Origin of the sequence: Methylobacillus draconifructus (assembly GCF_045984385.1) — a bacterium.
GTDB classification, from domain to species: Bacteria; Pseudomonadota; Gammaproteobacteria; order Burkholderiales; family Methylophilaceae; genus Methylobacillus; species Methylobacillus flagellatus_A.
The window spans coordinates 315,380-330,164 of sequence record NZ_JBJQIJ010000003.1 but is presented as its reverse complement, the minus strand read 5'-3'; the positions used below and the strand labels follow the sequence as shown (position 1 = coordinate 330,164).

General features: G+C 59.2%; 12 protein-coding genes. 5 read left to right on the top strand and 7 right to left on the bottom strand.

Annotation, left to right across the window (positions count from 1 at the left end; translation table 11 throughout):
• Positions 1 to 156: 156 nt before the first annotated feature.
• Both ACKF11_RS07825 and ACKF11_RS07820 read right to left on the bottom strand, forming a co-directional pair.
• Positions 157 to 498, bottom strand: a complete 342-nt coding sequence (locus tag ACKF11_RS07825) for a copper resistance CopC family protein (RefSeq protein WP_407996609.1) — start codon at positions 496 to 498, stop codon at positions 157 to 159.
• Between the two features lie 21 nt (positions 499 to 519).
• Positions 520 to 1,032, bottom strand: coding sequence for a DUF2231 domain-containing protein (locus ACKF11_RS07820; protein WP_407996608.1), 513 nt, complete (start codon positions 1,030 to 1,032; stop codon positions 520 to 522).
• A gap of 314 nt (positions 1,033 to 1,346) precedes the next feature.
• Here ACKF11_RS07820 and ACKF11_RS07815 point away from each other — a divergent pair, with 314 nt between their 5' ends.
• Positions 1,347 to 1,529: a KGG domain-containing protein gene (locus ACKF11_RS07815; protein WP_309565258.1), complete on the top strand. Its 183-nt coding sequence runs from the start codon at positions 1,347 to 1,349 to the stop codon at positions 1,527 to 1,529.
• A gap of 64 nt (positions 1,530 to 1,593) precedes the next feature.
• Positions 1,594 to 2,484, top strand: a complete 891-nt coding sequence (locus tag ACKF11_RS07810; RefSeq protein ID WP_407994835.1) for an SDR family oxidoreductase — start codon at positions 1,594 to 1,596, stop codon at positions 2,482 to 2,484.
• Between the two features lie 116 nt (positions 2,485 to 2,600).
• On the opposite strand, the gene ACKF11_RS07805 is transcribed toward ACKF11_RS07810, so the two are convergent.
• On the bottom strand, positions 2,601 to 3,584 hold the full coding sequence (locus ACKF11_RS07805) for a methyltransferase (RefSeq protein WP_407996607.1): 984 nt from the start codon (positions 3,582 to 3,584) through the stop codon (positions 2,601 to 2,603).
• A gap of 137 nt (positions 3,585 to 3,721) precedes the next feature.
• Between ACKF11_RS07805 and ACKF11_RS07800 the strand changes: the two genes are divergently transcribed.
• Entirely contained in the window at positions 3,722 to 5,209 is a 1,488-nt protein-coding gene (locus tag ACKF11_RS07800; RefSeq protein WP_407996606.1) for an iron-containing redox enzyme family protein, read from the top strand.
• 25 nt (positions 5,210 to 5,234) lie between these two features.
• On the opposite strand, the gene ACKF11_RS07795 is transcribed toward ACKF11_RS07800, so the two are convergent.
• The 4 genes from ACKF11_RS07795 to ACKF11_RS07780 form a co-directional block, all read right to left on the bottom strand.
• On the bottom strand, positions 5,235 to 5,510 hold the full coding sequence (locus tag ACKF11_RS07795; RefSeq protein WP_407996605.1) for a hypothetical protein: 276 nt from the start codon (positions 5,508 to 5,510) through the stop codon (positions 5,235 to 5,237).
• A gap of 73 nt (positions 5,511 to 5,583) precedes the next feature.
• Complete coding sequence (locus tag ACKF11_RS07790) at positions 5,584 to 6,291, bottom strand: endonuclease/exonuclease/phosphatase family protein (protein ID WP_407996604.1); 708 nt, start codon at positions 6,289 to 6,291, stop codon at positions 5,584 to 5,586.
• A gap of 98 nt (positions 6,292 to 6,389) precedes the next feature.
• Positions 6,390 to 8,579: a VTT domain-containing protein gene (locus ACKF11_RS07785; protein ID WP_407996603.1), complete on the bottom strand. Its 2,190-nt coding sequence runs from the start codon at positions 8,577 to 8,579 to the stop codon at positions 6,390 to 6,392.
• 42 nt (positions 8,580 to 8,621) lie between these two features.
• Positions 8,622 to 8,915 (bottom strand): hypothetical protein, encoded by a 294-nt coding sequence (locus tag ACKF11_RS07780; RefSeq protein ID WP_407996602.1) that lies wholly within the window; start codon positions 8,913 to 8,915, stop codon positions 8,622 to 8,624.
• Between the two features lie 324 nt (positions 8,916 to 9,239).
• Between ACKF11_RS07780 and ACKF11_RS07775 the strand changes: the two genes are divergently transcribed.
• Together ACKF11_RS07775 and treS are read left to right on the top strand one after the other, a co-directional pair.
• Positions 9,240 to 11,366 carry an alpha-1,4-glucan--maltose-1-phosphate maltosyltransferase gene (locus ACKF11_RS07775; RefSeq protein ID WP_407996601.1) on the top strand — a complete coding sequence of 709 codons (2,127 nt, stop codon included), beginning with the start codon at positions 9,240 to 9,242 and terminating at the stop codon, positions 11,364 to 11,366.
• Positions 11,363 to 14,767 carry a maltose alpha-D-glucosyltransferase gene (treS, locus tag ACKF11_RS07770; RefSeq protein WP_407996600.1) on the top strand — a complete coding sequence of 1,135 codons (3,405 nt, stop codon included), beginning with the start codon at positions 11,363 to 11,365 and terminating at the stop codon, positions 14,765 to 14,767. Before ACKF11_RS07775 ends, treS begins: the two co-directional genes overlap by 4 nt.
• The last annotated feature ends 18 nt before the right edge of the window (positions 14,768 to 14,785 follow it).

Genomic DNA, 14,785 nt, shown 5'->3' with positions numbered 1-14,785 from the left:
GGCAACCCGGAGGGCATGGCCCCAACACGCGCCCGCTCTGTGTTGCAGCCCTTGGCAAGGCAATGAGCATGACCTGCGGACTGCGCCTTGATCGGACGCGTCCTGGAGCCATGCGTGCCCTATGAAAAGATGAACAGGCTCTAAGGGATGGCATGCTTATTTGACGAGAAAGCGCAGTATTCCTTGCTGACGATGGCCGTCATGGGACATTACGCTCCAGCGGATGCGGTACTCGGCCAAGGGCTTGGCGTTGCCCAGCTTGATGACCAGCTTTTCTGGAGCGGCCTCGGAAGGCAGTGCTATCCATTGCTTCCCTTGCCACAACTCGGCCCGGTTGAAGCGGGACTCTATAGGTTTGTTGAAGCGCAGGGTGACTATAGTCGGAGGCTCTGACAGGACGGAGCCCTCTTCCGGGTCGGAGGAAAGCAGCTTGCTATGACCCAGCGCCGAGAATGGAAGCAGCAGCAACCAGCAGAGTATGAGGTATCGGTTAGCCAAATCGATGATCTCCGTATGACGTTATCCTTGATGCACGTGCGGCCTAGGCTTGCTCTCATCATGCGCGAAGCCGCCCACCTGTTCCGACACGCCTATCCCATGGCGGAATGTCATTTCGCCTCCCAGCCACCCCGAGACGCCGAGCAAGGCCCCGGTTACCACCGACAGCCCCAGGCCAAGCGGCAGGACATCCAGCATATCATCCATGCGCAGGAAAAAGTTGACGGATGCCAATCCGAGCACGATAAGGTTAATGATGCCATGCAGCCAAGCCATGGGAAGCCGTCGCGCACGCTTCACGCCCAGCAGTTCGATCAGGCCGGACAAGCCTGCAAGCACCCCGCCAGCCAAACCCGCCGCCAACAGCCAAAACGACGTTTCGGCCCAGAACGTATTTTCTAATAACGCAAATGCAATATCGCTCAGCAATGCCCCCATCAGGAACGCGATGGGGAGGGAAACCAGCATCGGGTGTATGGGATGTCGCCTTACGGCTGCTTTCGTGCCGCTACCTGCAGGATAAACGGGATCCATCGCTAATCTCCTTTGTAAGTGAGGCATTGCCGGGTTGAAACAATGTCGACTCTATCCTGTGTCGATAAACTCCATGAGCGGACAATCCTGAATCTCTTGACGGAAAGCGCTGACAACCTCATCCATGAATCTTCCAAGCATTGCTTGCTGAGCCTGCTCCTGATGCATGGCCTGGGTGTTCGGCTGTTTCAGATTCTCACAGCTTAATAGGACGCATGACGATGACCGCCCTTGCCGCACTTCTCTAGCATGAACCCACCTTTCATTGACAATTCGTCTTGGAAGGAACGCCACATGTTTCAAGGAGAAATATTATGACTCAACAAAATAGTTCCAACCGCGGTTTTGCTTCCATGGATAAACAAAAACAGCGGGAAATTGCGAGCCAGGGCGGCAAGGCCGCCCATGCCAAAGGCACGGCGCACGAATTCGATTCCAAATCCGCACGCGAAGCAGGCCGCAAGGGCGGCCAAGCTTCGCATAGCGGAGGCCGTTAAGTAACCGTTCCGGGGAAGCGGCCGCTTCCCTCTTCATTTTTTATATTCCCCGACGGAGGACAAAATGACGCTAGATTACAACCCAGACAAGGATCATCGCGATATTGACCAACCTGCCCAGCACCAAGACCGGCAGCCGGGCGTGGAAGCGGATATGGAGCCGCGCCCGCAATATGTCGACCCAGCTTATCGCGGCAGCGGCAAGCTTGAAGGCAAGACGGCCCTCATTACCGGAGGCGACAGCGGCATCGGCAGGGCCGTCGCGATCCATTTCGCCATTGAGGGCGCCGATGTTGCCATTAATTATTTGAGCGACGATGAAACCGAGGATGCGGAAAAAACCTTGTCGTTGATCCGCGAGCAAGGCCGGAAGGCCATTGCCGTCAAGGGCAATGTGGGTAATCCGCAGTTCTGCGAGGAACTGGTGGCCAAGACCGTGGAAGAGCTGGGCCAGCTTGACATCCTGGTCAACAACGCGGGGCAGCAATACCCTCAGCCCAGTATCGAGCAGATTTCTGCCGAGCAGCTGGAGCACACTTTCCGGACCAACATCTTTTCCATGTTCTACCTGACCAAGGCCGTCTTGCCGCTGCTGGGCAAAGGCGGCAGGATCATCAATACCGCTTCCGTCACTGCATACAAGGGCCATCCTATCCTGGTCGATTATGCTTCCACCAAGGGGGCGATCGTCGCGTTCACGCGCTCGCTCGCGATAGAGCTGGGTGAACGGGGCATTACGGTCAATGCCGTGGCGCCAGGCCCGATCTGGACGCCGCTGATCCCGGCAAGCTTCAGTGCGGAACAGGTGGAAAAATTCGGGCATGACACCGTGCTGCAGCGGCCCGGCCAGCCCAGCGAGGTCGCGCCGGCGTATGTGCTGTTCGCCTCCAACGACGGGTCATACCTGACCGGGCAGATCATCCATCCTAATGGCGGCTCTATCGTCAACGGTTAAAAAGGCGATTTGCCGATAACGTCACAGCCACCTCGCCTGCCCGGCTTGCCGCCGGGTACATGGCTTGGTAGCTGCAACCCGCCGCTCTCCGCGTTTTTGCCAGGTTTCCAGCGGCATTATCCCGGCCGTTGCACCATGAGGGTGACAGCTGCCAGCCGGTCGGCATTGGAATAAACCGGGCTGTCCAGCTCTTCCCCAAAGATATCGGGGTCCATTTCCTGGTATTCGTAATGCCAGCCGCTATCCTTCAGCCTGGCGTCCACTTCGTTTTTGAACAAGTCCTGGCCATCCATTACCGCCACTCCGGTATAAAGCAGCAGCGTGCCGTACGGTGCCAGCCTGCCGAGCGCCGTATCGACGATCTTCAGCGACAAATCGGCTCCCAGCGGCCCGCCGCCATGGCGGTAAGCGCGTTCGGCGGCGTCCACCAGGAACGGAGGGTTGGACACGATGAGGTCAAACTCGCCATTCAGGGCCTGCAGCAGGTCGCTATGCCGCCAATGCAGGTTGGACAAGCCCGCGGCAATGCCGTTGACAGCGGCCAGGGCCAGAGCCTTGTCGTTGATGTCCACCCCATGCACTTCTGCTTGCGGCAGATGCTGGGCGAGCAGGATGGCCCCTGCCCCGCTGCCGCTGCCGATATCCACCGCCCGCCGCACCCGGGGCCGAAGTAACGCCAGATGCCGCTCGATGGCCTGGGCGAAACGGTAGGTATCGGGCCCGAAAAAAATCGCGTCGCCTTCGACCGTAGGGAACGACGAATGCAGGAACAATTGCCCGGCCAGGCTGGAGACGCGGAACCGGCTGCGCCACAGGCTGCCGACGTGCTCAAGGGCGTGGGCCTGCTCCAGCAAGGCGAACAGCGGTTCGCCAACCACATCAGGAGCGAATGGCCTGCTCCAACCGAGGACGCCATGGATATCCTTGGCGGTTTCGTTTCCCGGACGGCCGTTGACCAGCGCGTGGCTGGCGGGAGAAACGGTAATGAACGCATATGATTGCTGCCGCAACCATGCAAGCATGGCAACCAGGGCGGCATTTGCTTCACTCAAGCCGTTGTGCAGCATGAGTTTTTCGCTCGATTGGAAGTCGGTGGTCATGGGCGGGGTCCTTGTGCGCGGCAGGGCCTATTTGTCTAGCCGACAGCTTAACAAAATAAGCCAGGCTTGCCTGTCGTCTCAGTCTGACAGGAGATTAATCCTCTGACCGATAACCGGCCGCGGCCGAGGGAAAGAGAATGATGCTATTCAAGCTTCCGGATGAACCCATTCCTATGTTGAGCACAGCCCCTTCCCCCTCGCTGCATGACGCCGAGAAACTAGGAACATTGCCGCGTGAATTATATTTCGGCTTGTTAAGCCATGGCGGAACGCATAGTCCTGCGCCGGAGAGCTGCCATGCTAACGCACTCGAATTCCTGCGACAGCAGCTTGAGTCCTGCGCTGCCGACCCTGACCCTTTTCCGTCCGATGTCGAGCAGTTGGAAAACTGGATAGTGCAAGGTAGCCTGCAGACGGGACAGCGTTACCAGCAATACCTGCAGGACCGCCAGGACGGCGCTCCCCGGCGTTATTTCGGCAGCAAGGCGCATGCGCTGAATTTCATCAAGTCGGTCGCCCCCACCAAGATGGTGGATGGATCATGGCTTTACGGCCTGGTTCGGCGCTGGAAAGACCCGGGCTTCAGCGCCTTGATTGACATCTATCTAGAGGAACTTGGCGACGGCCAGGAGGAGGACAACCATGTCGCTATCTACCGCAAGCTGATTCACGCATACGGATGCGAACAATGGAGGACGCTGGACGACGAATACTTTATACAGGGCGCCACCCAATTGGCCTTGTCCGTCCATGCAGACCAGTTCCTGCCGGAGGTCATCGGCTTCAACCTGGCTTACGAACAATTGCCGCTGCACCTGCTGATCACTGCCGCGGAACTGAACGAGCTCAATATCGACCCTTATTACTTCACCTTGCATATCACCATAGACAATGCATTGTCCGGACATGCGGTCAAGTCGGTCGATGCATTGCGCGAGCTGCTTCCGCATTTCGCGCATCAGCAGGACTTCATGCAGCGGGTGATCCATGGTGCCAAGCTCAATAATGCCGGGCTTGGCTCGGTCGACATCATCGAATCCTTCAGGCTGGAGGACGAGCTAATCGAGATATTCCGGCAGAAGGCCACCATCGGCCAGTTCATGCATCACCACCATTGCCGGATTGCCGGTCGCAACCTCAGGGAATGGCTATCCGACGGCAGCCAGATGCCTTCCCTCCTGCAGGCGCTTCAGGAGCAAGGCTGGATCAACAGGCACCAGGATCCCAAAAATTCCAGGTTCTGGAAGTTGATTGACGGCAGCCAGGGCCAGATGTTCGGCGTGTTCAGCCCCTACGAGAAACAAGTGCTTTACGACTGGATTGCAGGTGACGCCCTCGAGCGCCTCCCCAAGCGCGAACGCCTGGGCGAGCCCTGGCGCGTCCAAAAGCGGCAGGCCAAACGGCAGCAGGCTGCCGGTGGCCCATCCTCCAATATCATTCACTTGGCACAACCAGCGCCTGTGCCAGAGATTGACGAACAGCACTTATTCAATCAGCAACTGGCATCGCTCAAGGACAAGGAAGCGTTGATGCAGTTCCTGGGGTCGTGGATGTCTCCTGCCTTGCATCACCACCCAGTGGGCCTTGCTGCGACGCGCATGTTCAAGGCGCAATGGCTTGGTTAATAATAAGTCAGCGAGCCAACGCGCATTAACGTGCTTGTGCGTCGCGTGAAGGCATGGCCTTCTCTTGGCTAGGAGGCGCGTTCTTGCATACGCCCCGGATATTCATAACGGCCAGCCCAAATTGCAGAACGATCAAGGCATATGCATGGGCATGCCAGCCCCAGGCAATCCACAGCAGGTTGCTCAGGATGAACGCCCAGAAGCCCCAGTTGCGCCGGTACTTGGACGTGGACCCCACCAGCCAGGCTGCCGCAATCGTGACTGCCATTGCGGGCCATTGCAACCAATCCAGATAATCCATACAAACTCCTTGTTCGTGTCATTAAGGCGGGACAGCTTTTCTTGGCCCATCCCTATATTTTTCTAGACGCCCTTCAATACTCAAGCTCCACGACCAATGGCAAGTGGTCGGACAATTTCCTGATCCCCTTTCCCGGCAGCCGGTGTGCGGTGACCTTGATACCGGGCGCGTCGTGCCAGGCGCGATCCAGGCGGAAGATGGGGCATAGTGAAGGAAATGTGGGCCTGCAGGACAACGGCGTGAGGTGTCGGTTGAGATAGCGTAGCAGCGAGGACGGCACCTGCCATTCGTTGATGTCCCCCATGAGCAGGAGGGGACTGCGCTCCTGCTCTTCCACGGCCTGCATCAGTCGCAGCAGGTTTTTCGCCTCAGACCTGCGCTCGAAGATGGAAAGCGACAGGTGGGTGCCGATCACCCGCAGCCTTCCCCATGGAAGCTGCACCAGGGCATCTGCCGCATGGCGCGGCTCCAGGCTGGGGTGGGTCTCCAGGTTATGCAGCAACCCGCGGATGATCGGATAGCGGCTGACGATCAGGTTGCCGTACCAGCCAGCCCCTTCTTGCATGCTGGGGCAGATCAAATGGTGCGGACGTTCCGGTCCGGCCAGCGTCTGCACGTCGCCGGACAACCCTCCGCGCGAGGGGCGGGTTTCCATTTCCTGGAAAACGCCGATATCGATATCCAGCCGTTGCATCAGGCCGTGCACCCGGGCCAGGTCGCGCTTGCCATCCAGGCTGCGTCCGCCATGGATGTTGAAACAGAGCAGTCTTATTCTTTGCATGCATGATCGCTTCGAAACAAGAAAAGTGTATTAAGAGGGGCTGACGCGTTGCGGTAAAGTGCTTAACCAAGACCGCTTCGCCGAGTTTGTCAGCCGCCCTAATTCGCATGCAGCCTACGCTGCCAATGCCGGGAAAGAAAATGCGTGCTGACGATCACCAGCACCCACAACAACAGGCCGGCGCCTACCAGCACGGCATTATGCGGATCGGGATTCTTGAATAATGCCAATGCGGATTGGCCGATGAACACCGAGACCAGTGTGCCCGGCAACAAGCCCAGCACCGTCGCGATCAGCAGCGTGACGAAAGGCACCTTCATCATGCCCAGGGCCAGGTTGACCACGGTGAACGGCGCGATCGGCAGCAGCCGCAACAGGGTCAGGCCCATGACGCCGCCGTCGCGGGCATATTGCGAAATCTTCTCCGCATGCCTGCCCAGCATGGCCTGCAGCGACTTCTTTCCCAGGCCCAGCCCCGCCATCCAGCCGACGCTCACGCTGATGAGCGAGCCCAGCATGGCGATCAGGAATGCCTCCAGAGGGGCGAAGACGACCACGACCGTCCCGGTCATGACCATGTGGGGCAGGAAGACCAGCGTGCCCAGCACATAGGCAGCCAGCCCGGCAGGAAAGGCCCATGCAGTGTTCTGCACCTGCTCGAGCAGCGGGACTATCTTTTCCGGCGTGGCATATTCCGCGAGCGGAGTGACCTTCCAGGACAACGCAACCGCCGCTACCAGCAGAATGCCGGCGATCAGGCGGAAAGGAATGCGCCGCTTGCTCCTCCCAAACGCCCGGCGCGAAGTGAACAGGTCCGGCAAGATGGGGCGTGAAGGGTCGGCAAAACGCCGTGCCAGCCGGGTGAAGCGTTCGTGACGGTAGCGGTCGTCGTTTATCCTGCGCAGATGCTGGCGGCTGTGCGCCAGCTCGGAAAGAAACGCCTCCACAGGCGCATCAACCCGGTTTGCAATGCGCTCGATCTCTTCCAGCTCAAGCCCGGTATGCTCGCGGATGAGGTCGTTGCGCATGGCTGCGACCTGCTTGCGGTGCGCCTCGTCCCTTGCCTCGATGACGAGGTCGCACTCGCTGTCCAGCGTCATGGAACGATTGTTGATATTGCTCGAGCCTATGCGGAGGTAGCGGTCATCCACGACCATGACCTTGGAATGGATGCGTACCGGCGTTTCCTCGCCGTGCTCGCGGCTGAGAGGATAAGCCAGGGCAACACGGTCGGCCACGCCGTGCGACTCGACGATCTTGCGGAATATCACTCTGGCATGGAACATGGATTTACGCTCCATCACCCCCTGGGCGTTGTAACAGCTTACGAGCAGCACCTTCAGCCTGGGGTTTTCCCGCAGCCTTTGGTTTAATGCCTTCGCGACGGCACGGCGGGTAAAAAACTGGTTTTCCATATAAATAAAGCGCTCCGCCTTGGCGATCATGTCAATGTACAGGCGCTCGATCTGCTGGACTTGGGGTTGCCGGTGGAAACGCGGCATGGTCAACGAGACTCCCACCCCTACCCGCTCCATGACAGGCTTGATGCTGGCCGGCCAACTGGGCGGCAAAGCGTTGTGATGCGCCTGGCGCACCTTTGCGGCCCTCTTGCCGCCCCCGAAATGCCAGCGGTAGCGCACCAGGCGGGCCAGCACGGCAGCGACCGGCCCAGCTACCAGCACCTGGACATCGTGGTAAGGGTCGAAGCGTTTTTCGAGCCCCATTTTCATGCTGCCGTCCGGATCCAATCGGTCTGGATTGCGGGGATGGTGATGGCGGTTATCCCAGCGCGCGATCGCCACGTCCATGCCGCCGCAGAACGCCAGCTCGTCGTCGATCACGACCACTTTCTGGTGGTGGCTGGCCCCCAGCGGCAATTGCCCGTCAAAGATGAAATGCAGGTTGTCCGCCCCGCTCAGCTTCCATTTCGCCTCGGAAAAGCTTTCCCTCTCCGCTGAAAGGAAAACGGAGTAATTCCAGCGGTTGAGGTAAATCTGGATTGCGGGCGTCTGCCGTGCCTTCCACTGTAGGAGTTCGAACAATGCAGTCGGGCAAGCCTGCGCTTCCGCCTCGGCCCCACGGATGAGGTCGATGCGGCTGTCTATGTCCCAGCCGAGGATGAAAATGGAATGCTGCGCCCGGCAGATGGCCTCATGCAGGGCGCGATAGTAATTGGCGCAGTCGACCACAGGCGCCAGGTAGCTGGCATGCGAATACTTCCAGCAGTTGTGCCCCAGGCGGAACAATGCGTTGCCTGGCGAGGAGTCCATCGCTGGGTTAATTTGCATCGGTCGCCCTCCGATAAATAGTTATTGGTATTGATGGCATTGCTATTGCCTGTTCCTAATATTTTTCTCGTCAATGTCCGGATTGCGGGTGCGCGGGTCGTTGGGCAGCCCCTCCGCAGGAACTTCGGGCGGGACGATCACGCTTTCACGCTCGCCCGGGACCGGAGGCGGAACCTTGAGGCTGTCGGAATCCATTTTGCAATCCGGCTTGCTGGTCGCGTCACTGTGGTCGCAAGGCGGCACCGTATTGTCTACAGGCGCGGGGTCTGCCTGTACGCCGACGACCATGACGCTCGCCAGCAGGAAGGCAGCAAGGCATATCGGACCATGTTTCATTTCCTATCCTCCAGTACTGTCGTTACTGTCAATGTGGAGACCATGCTAGCCGCTGTATGAATTGGCTAGGCTTTTGCCTATGAAACCGCTTATTTCGATTGCTTGCAACACAGCAAGAGATGCACATAAATCATGCAACGTAATGATTATTAAGTAAAAAATATTTATTCGGAAAAGAATTCCTACAAACAAATCAGTAGCGCACTGATCGGTAGCAGCTCGTTCCCATTCTTATGATGAATCGACTGCCTTGGCGTTTTTCACGCCGGAGGCAATGTCCTGTACCACCCTCATTTAACCGATCCATGCGGGAAATCATTGACTATGGCGAGAGCAGCCCGGCGTTCCGATGCACAAACACAGCTTCCTGCCGAACAGGGCGTTGGCAGCCTGGATTTGGAGTATTTGGCCTTGCTGGACGCCCCCAGGGTTGTCGTGGAACAGGTCAGCCCCTCCATCGACGAAGGAAGGTTTGCCGTCAAGAGATGCGTAGGCGAGCCTGTGGAAGTGGAAGCCGATATTTTCATGGATACGCATGACAAGCTGGGGGCGCAATTGCTATGGCGGAAAAACGATATCGACACCTGGCACGCAGTGCCAATGAAGCTGGTGGACAACCACCGTTGGAGCGCAAGCTTCACGCCTCCTGTTCCGGGCTTTTACCAGTTCGCGGTGGAAGCATGGCAAGACGAATTCGCCACCTACCGGGACGGCTTGTTGAAAAAAGTCCGGGCTGGAACAGATGTCGCGCTTGAAATACAGGAGGGCCAGCTCTTGCTGGCGCGGCTCCAGGCCTATCCAGGCCATGAGCCGCAACAGGGCTTCCTGGCGAAGGCAGTCAAGGCGACGGAAGCGCCAGGGAACGCAAAGCGCCTGGCATCCGAGTTGGAACCATTGGAGCCCTCCGACCTTGACCTTTTTCTGCCAGCTTATGCAGAAAGCCAGCAGGACTTCCTGCGCATACTGCTTTCCGCCGAGTTAAGCCGGCACATCCATACTCGGGACTTCGTGGTGCGCAGCCGTGAATTCCCGTTACGCATCGACCGAAAGACGGCGGCATTTTCCAGCTGGTACGAAATGTTCCCCCGCTCCCAAAGCGGAGACGCCTCCCGCCACGGCACTTTCGACGACGTGATCGAGCGCCTGCCAGCCATTCGCGCCATGGGGTTCGACACCTTATACTTTCCCCCTATCCATCCTATCGGCCGCCTCAACCGCAAGGGCCGCAACAACAGTTTGCAGGCCCAGCCCGGGGATCCCGGCAGCCCGTATGCAATCGGCTCGGAGGAAGGCGGCCATGACGCGATACACCCCGAGCTGGGTTCCTGGGAGGATTTTCGCCGCCTGAGGGAGCAGGCCGCAGCGATGGGGATGGACCTGGCCCTGGACTTTGCGATTCAGTGCGCGCCCGACCATCCTTGGCTCACCCAGCACCCGGAATGGTTCGACTGGCGTCCGGACGGCAGTATCCGCTATGCCGAGAATCCGCCGAAGAAATACGAAGACATCGTCAATGTCGATTTCTATGCGCCGCAGGCCGTGCCGGATTTATGGCTGGCCTTGCGCGATGTCCTGATACTATGGGCAAGCGAAGGCGTGCATGCCTTCAGGGTGGACAACCCCCATACCAAGCCGCTGCCGTTCTGGGAATGGGTCATCCGCGAGGTGCAGGACGAATACCCTGACGTGATCTTCCTATCCGAGGCGTTTACCCATCCCAAGATGATGAACCGCCTGGCGAAGATAGGCTTCACGCAGTCCTATACCTATTTCACCTGGCGCAACACCAAGCAGGAGCTGACCGACTACCTGCTGACATTGAACGATCCGGCCCAGGTCGAGTTCTTCCGGCCGAATTTCTTCGTCAATACGCCCGATATCAACCCCCGCTACCTGCAGCATTCCGGCCGGCCGGGGTTTCTCGCCAGGGCGGCGCTGGCGGCGACATTGTCCGGGCTATGGGGCATATCCAGCGGCTTCGAGCTGTGCGAGGCTGACGCCATGCCAAACAGCGAGGAGTTCCTCAACTCGGAAAAATACGAAATTCGCGCCTGGGATTGGCAGCGCCCGGGCAACATCATCGAGGACATCACCACGCTCAACCGGCTGCGCAGCCAATATCCGGCCTTGCAGACCCATCTGGGTGTGGCCTTCCATCCTTTCCACAACGATCAGGTCATCTTCTACTCCAAGCATGAGCCGGGTTCCGCCCTGCCCCATGAGCGCCTGATCGTCGTTGCCGTCAACCTGGACCCGCACCACGCGCAGGAAGGCACCATGGAATTGCCGCTGCACCTGCTCGGGCTGCAGGACCACGACACGGTTGCGGTGGAGGATCTGGCGCGCGGCTACCGCTTCGACTGGCATGGCAAATGGCAGCAGCTGCGCATGGACCCTCACGAAATGCCCTATGCCATCTGGCAAATCCAGAGGAAGGGGCCGGTGCAATGAACAAGCGGCAACTGCAGAGAAAGCTCAAGGCGGAAAAAGACCTGCGCTTCAACGACGACCCTTTGTGGTACAAGGATGCCGTCATCTACCAGGTGCACATCAAGTCGTTCTTCGATGCGAACAACGACGGCATCGGCGACTTCGCCGGCCTGATCCTCAAGCTCGACTATATCGTCGAGCTCGGCGTCAACACCATCTGGCTGCTGCCGTTCTACCCGTCGCCGCGCCGCGACGACGGCTACGATATTGCCGAGTACAAGGGCGTCCATCCCGACTACGGCACGCTGTTCGACGTCAAGCGCTTCATCGTCGAGGCCCACAAGCGCAACCTGCGGGTCATCACCGAGCTCATCATCAACCATACTTCCGACCAGCATCCCTGGTTCCAGCGTGCGCGGCAGGCCAAGCCTGGCTCCGCGGCACGCAATTTCTATGTCTGGTCGGATACGGATACCGCCTACAGCCAGACGCGCATCATCTTCACCGATACGGAGAAATCGAACTGGACCTGGGACCCGGTGGCGGGCGCCTATTACTGGCACCGCTTCTTCTCGCACCAGCCCGACCTCAACTTCGACAACCCGCGCGTGCTCAAAGCCGTCATCAACATCATGCGCTTCTGGCTGGATCTTGGCGTGGACGGCCTCAGGCTGGATGCCGTGCCCTACCTGATCGAGCGCGAGGGCACCTCCAACGAGAACCTGCCGGAAACCCATGAAATCCTCAAGTTCATCCGCAGCGAAATAGACCAGAACTACCCGGACCGCATGCTGCTGGCCGAAGCCAACATGTGGCCCGAGGACGTGCAGGAATATTTCGGCGACGGCAGCAACGAATGCCACATGGCGTTCCATTTTCCGCTGATGCCACGCATGTACCTGGCGTTGGCGCAGGAGGACAGGTTCCCGATCAGCGACATCCTGCGGCAGACGCCGGAAATCCCGCCCACCTGCCAATGGGCGATCTTCCTGCGCAACCACGATGAATTGACGCTGGAAATGGTCACCGACAAGGAGCGGGCTTACATGCTCAACTTCTACGCCACCGAAAGCCGCGCCCGCCTCAACGTCGGCATCCGCCGCCGGCTTGCGCCGCTGCTGCAGCGCGACAGGCGCCGCCTGGAACTCCTCAATAGCCTGCTGTTGTCGATGCCGGGCACCCCAGTCATTTACTACGGCGACGAAATCGGCATGGGCGACAACATCCACCTGGGCGACCGCGACGGCGTCCGCACTCCGATGCAATGGAGCCCGGACCGCAACGGCGGCTTTTCCCATGCCGACCCGGCCCGGCTGGTCCTTCCCCCGATCATGGATACGCAATACGGCTACCATGCCATCAACGTGGAGGCCCAAAGCAGCGATCCTCACTCCCTGCTCAATTGGATGCGGCGCCTGCTGGCGATACGCAAGCAGTACCACGCGTTCGGGCGCGGCAGCATGCGTTTGCTTTACCCCAACAACCGCAAGATATTGAGCTATCTGCGCACCCATATCCCGGGCGGCGAGAGCGCCGATGAAGAGCAGATCATCCTCTGCGTGGCGAATATCTCGAGCACTGCGCAGGCGGTGGAGCTCGATCTTGCCGAGTTCTCCGGCTACGACCCGATGGAAATGATGGGAGGCTCGGTGTTCCCGCGCATCGGGCAGCAGCCTTACGTATTGACCCTGGGCGCCTACGATTTTTATTGGTTCCGCCTGACCAGGAACAAGCAACCGCTCAACGGTGCAGGCGAGCAGGACGGCAGCCTGCCGGAGTACCTCACCCTGGTGCTGAACCAGCAACTGACCGGCCTGTTTGCGCCGCAATTGCGCAGGACGATGGAACAGGACATTCTTCCGACTTATCTCTCTTACCAGCGCTGGTACGCAGGCAAGCAGAAGGATACCCTTTCCGCGATCAAGCTTATGCTGCTGGGTGTGCTGGATGCGCTCGAGCCCGGGGAGCCTCCTTTCCTGCTGGGACAGGTCGAGGCTTCCACCGCCACAGGGAGTGAGCGCTACTTCCTTCCCATGGGCGTAGTGTCCGACGAACAGGAAACACCTGCGCTGGTGCGCAAGATGGCATTGGCCCATGTGCGCCGAGGGCCGCGTGTGGGCACCCTCACCGACGCTTTCGCGCTCGATGCCTTCGTGAGGGCCGTGCTTCACCACCTGAAAAACGACAGCACGCTGGACAGCGAGCAGGGCAGCATCCATTTCAACAGCACGGCATCGCTGCATCAGGTCGACTTTAAAACCGAGCTTGAAATCAGGCGTACGGACCAGGAACAATCCAACAGCTCGCTGATTATCAACGACCTGGCAGTGATGAAGCTCCTGCGCCGCGTGCAGCCCGGCATCAACCCCGAGCTTGAAGTGGCCCGCCACTTGGCCAAGGTCGGCTATGCCAATACGCCGCCGCTGCTGGGCGATGTCACTTTCACCGATGCCGATGGCATGCCGCATACCCAGGTGATCATGCAGGCGTTCGTACATAACCAGGGCAATGCATGGCAGTGGACGCTGGACAGGCTGAACCGCGTGTTGCACGACAACCGCTCCGCCGACCTCATGAAACAGGCCCTGGCTGTGGACGACGCCAGCCCGCTTAAGGAGCTGACCAATTTCGCCGCCATGCTGGGGCAGCGCCTGGCTGAGCTGCACATTGCGCTGGCCAAGGATACTGAAAACCCTAGTTTCAGCCCCGGCGTATTTTCCACGCCGCAGGTCGGGGCTTGGCGCGATAAGCTGCATGAGCAGGCGGAGGATGTGCTGGCATTGCTTGACCGCGGACCATGGTCCAGCGATACGGATGCCCAGCATGCATCGGCGATATGTTCGCGCCGCGAGCAGTTGCTCCAGACAATCGATGAGTTGGTGCAGCACGTGGTTGGTCAACCCCGCATCCGCATCCACAGTGATTTCCATCTGGGCCAGGTGCTGATGATTTCCGGCGACGTGATGATCATCGACTTCGAGGGCGAGCCGGCCCGCAGCCTGGAGCAGCGGCGTCAGAAAGACCATCCGTTCCGCGACGTGGCAGGCCTGTTGCGCTCTTTCTCCTATGCGGCCGCCCATGTGGAGAAGAGCGACATGGACAAGCCTGCCAGCGAGGATGCGGAGCGGCGCCAGGGGCTGTTGCGCGATTATGAGGAATGCTCGAAACGCGCCTTCATGCAGGCTTACTTTGCACATTCCCATCTGCCCACGCCATCTCAAGCGCCTGATTCCGCTCTAGGCTTGGCTGAAGAATTGCCTGCCGGGGATCAGGCCATGCTGAACCTGTGCCTGCTGGAAAAAGTGATCTATGAAATCGCATACGAGGCTGCAAACCGGCCTGCCTGGATCGGCATTCCCATGCGCGGCCTGCTCGGCCTCCTGGATGACATGCAGGCCGACGGCAATCCGGAACGACCTTGAGCCACAACCCTCCCCTCA

Bases quoted from the DNA above. Each gene is read 5' to 3' on its own strand.
- ACKF11_RS07785 (WP_407996603.1), bottom strand. From the start codon at position 8,579: ATGCAAATTAACCCAGCGATGGACTCCTCGCCAGGCAACGCATTGTTC.
- ACKF11_RS07815 (WP_309565258.1), top strand. From the start codon at position 1,347: ATGACTCAACAAAATAGTTCCAACCGCGGTTTTGCTTCCATGGATAAA.
- ACKF11_RS07805 (WP_407996607.1), bottom strand. From the start codon at position 3,584: ATGACCACCGACTTCCAATCGAGCGAAAAACTCATGCTGCACAACGGC.
- ACKF11_RS07790 (WP_407996604.1), bottom strand. From the start codon at position 6,291: ATGCAAAGAATAAGACTGCTCTGTTTCAACATCCATGGCGGACGCAGC.
- treS (WP_407996600.1), top strand. From the start codon at position 11,363: ATGAACAAGCGGCAACTGCAGAGAAAGCTCAAGGCGGAAAAAGACCTG.
- ACKF11_RS07820 (WP_407996608.1), bottom strand. From the start codon at position 1,032: ATGGATCCCGTTTATCCTGCAGGTAGCGGCACGAAAGCAGCCGTAAGG.
- ACKF11_RS07775 (WP_407996601.1), top strand. From the start codon at position 9,240: ATGGCGAGAGCAGCCCGGCGTTCCGATGCACAAACACAGCTTCCTGCC.
- ACKF11_RS07795 (WP_407996605.1), bottom strand. From the start codon at position 5,510: ATGGATTATCTGGATTGGTTGCAATGGCCCGCAATGGCAGTCACGATT.
- ACKF11_RS07810 (WP_407994835.1), top strand. From the start codon at position 1,594: ATGACGCTAGATTACAACCCAGACAAGGATCATCGCGATATTGACCAA.
- ACKF11_RS07800 (WP_407996606.1), top strand. From the start codon at position 3,722: ATGATGCTATTCAAGCTTCCGGATGAACCCATTCCTATGTTGAGCACA.
- ACKF11_RS07780 (WP_407996602.1), bottom strand. From the start codon at position 8,915: ATGAAACATGGTCCGATATGCCTTGCTGCCTTCCTGCTGGCGAGCGTC.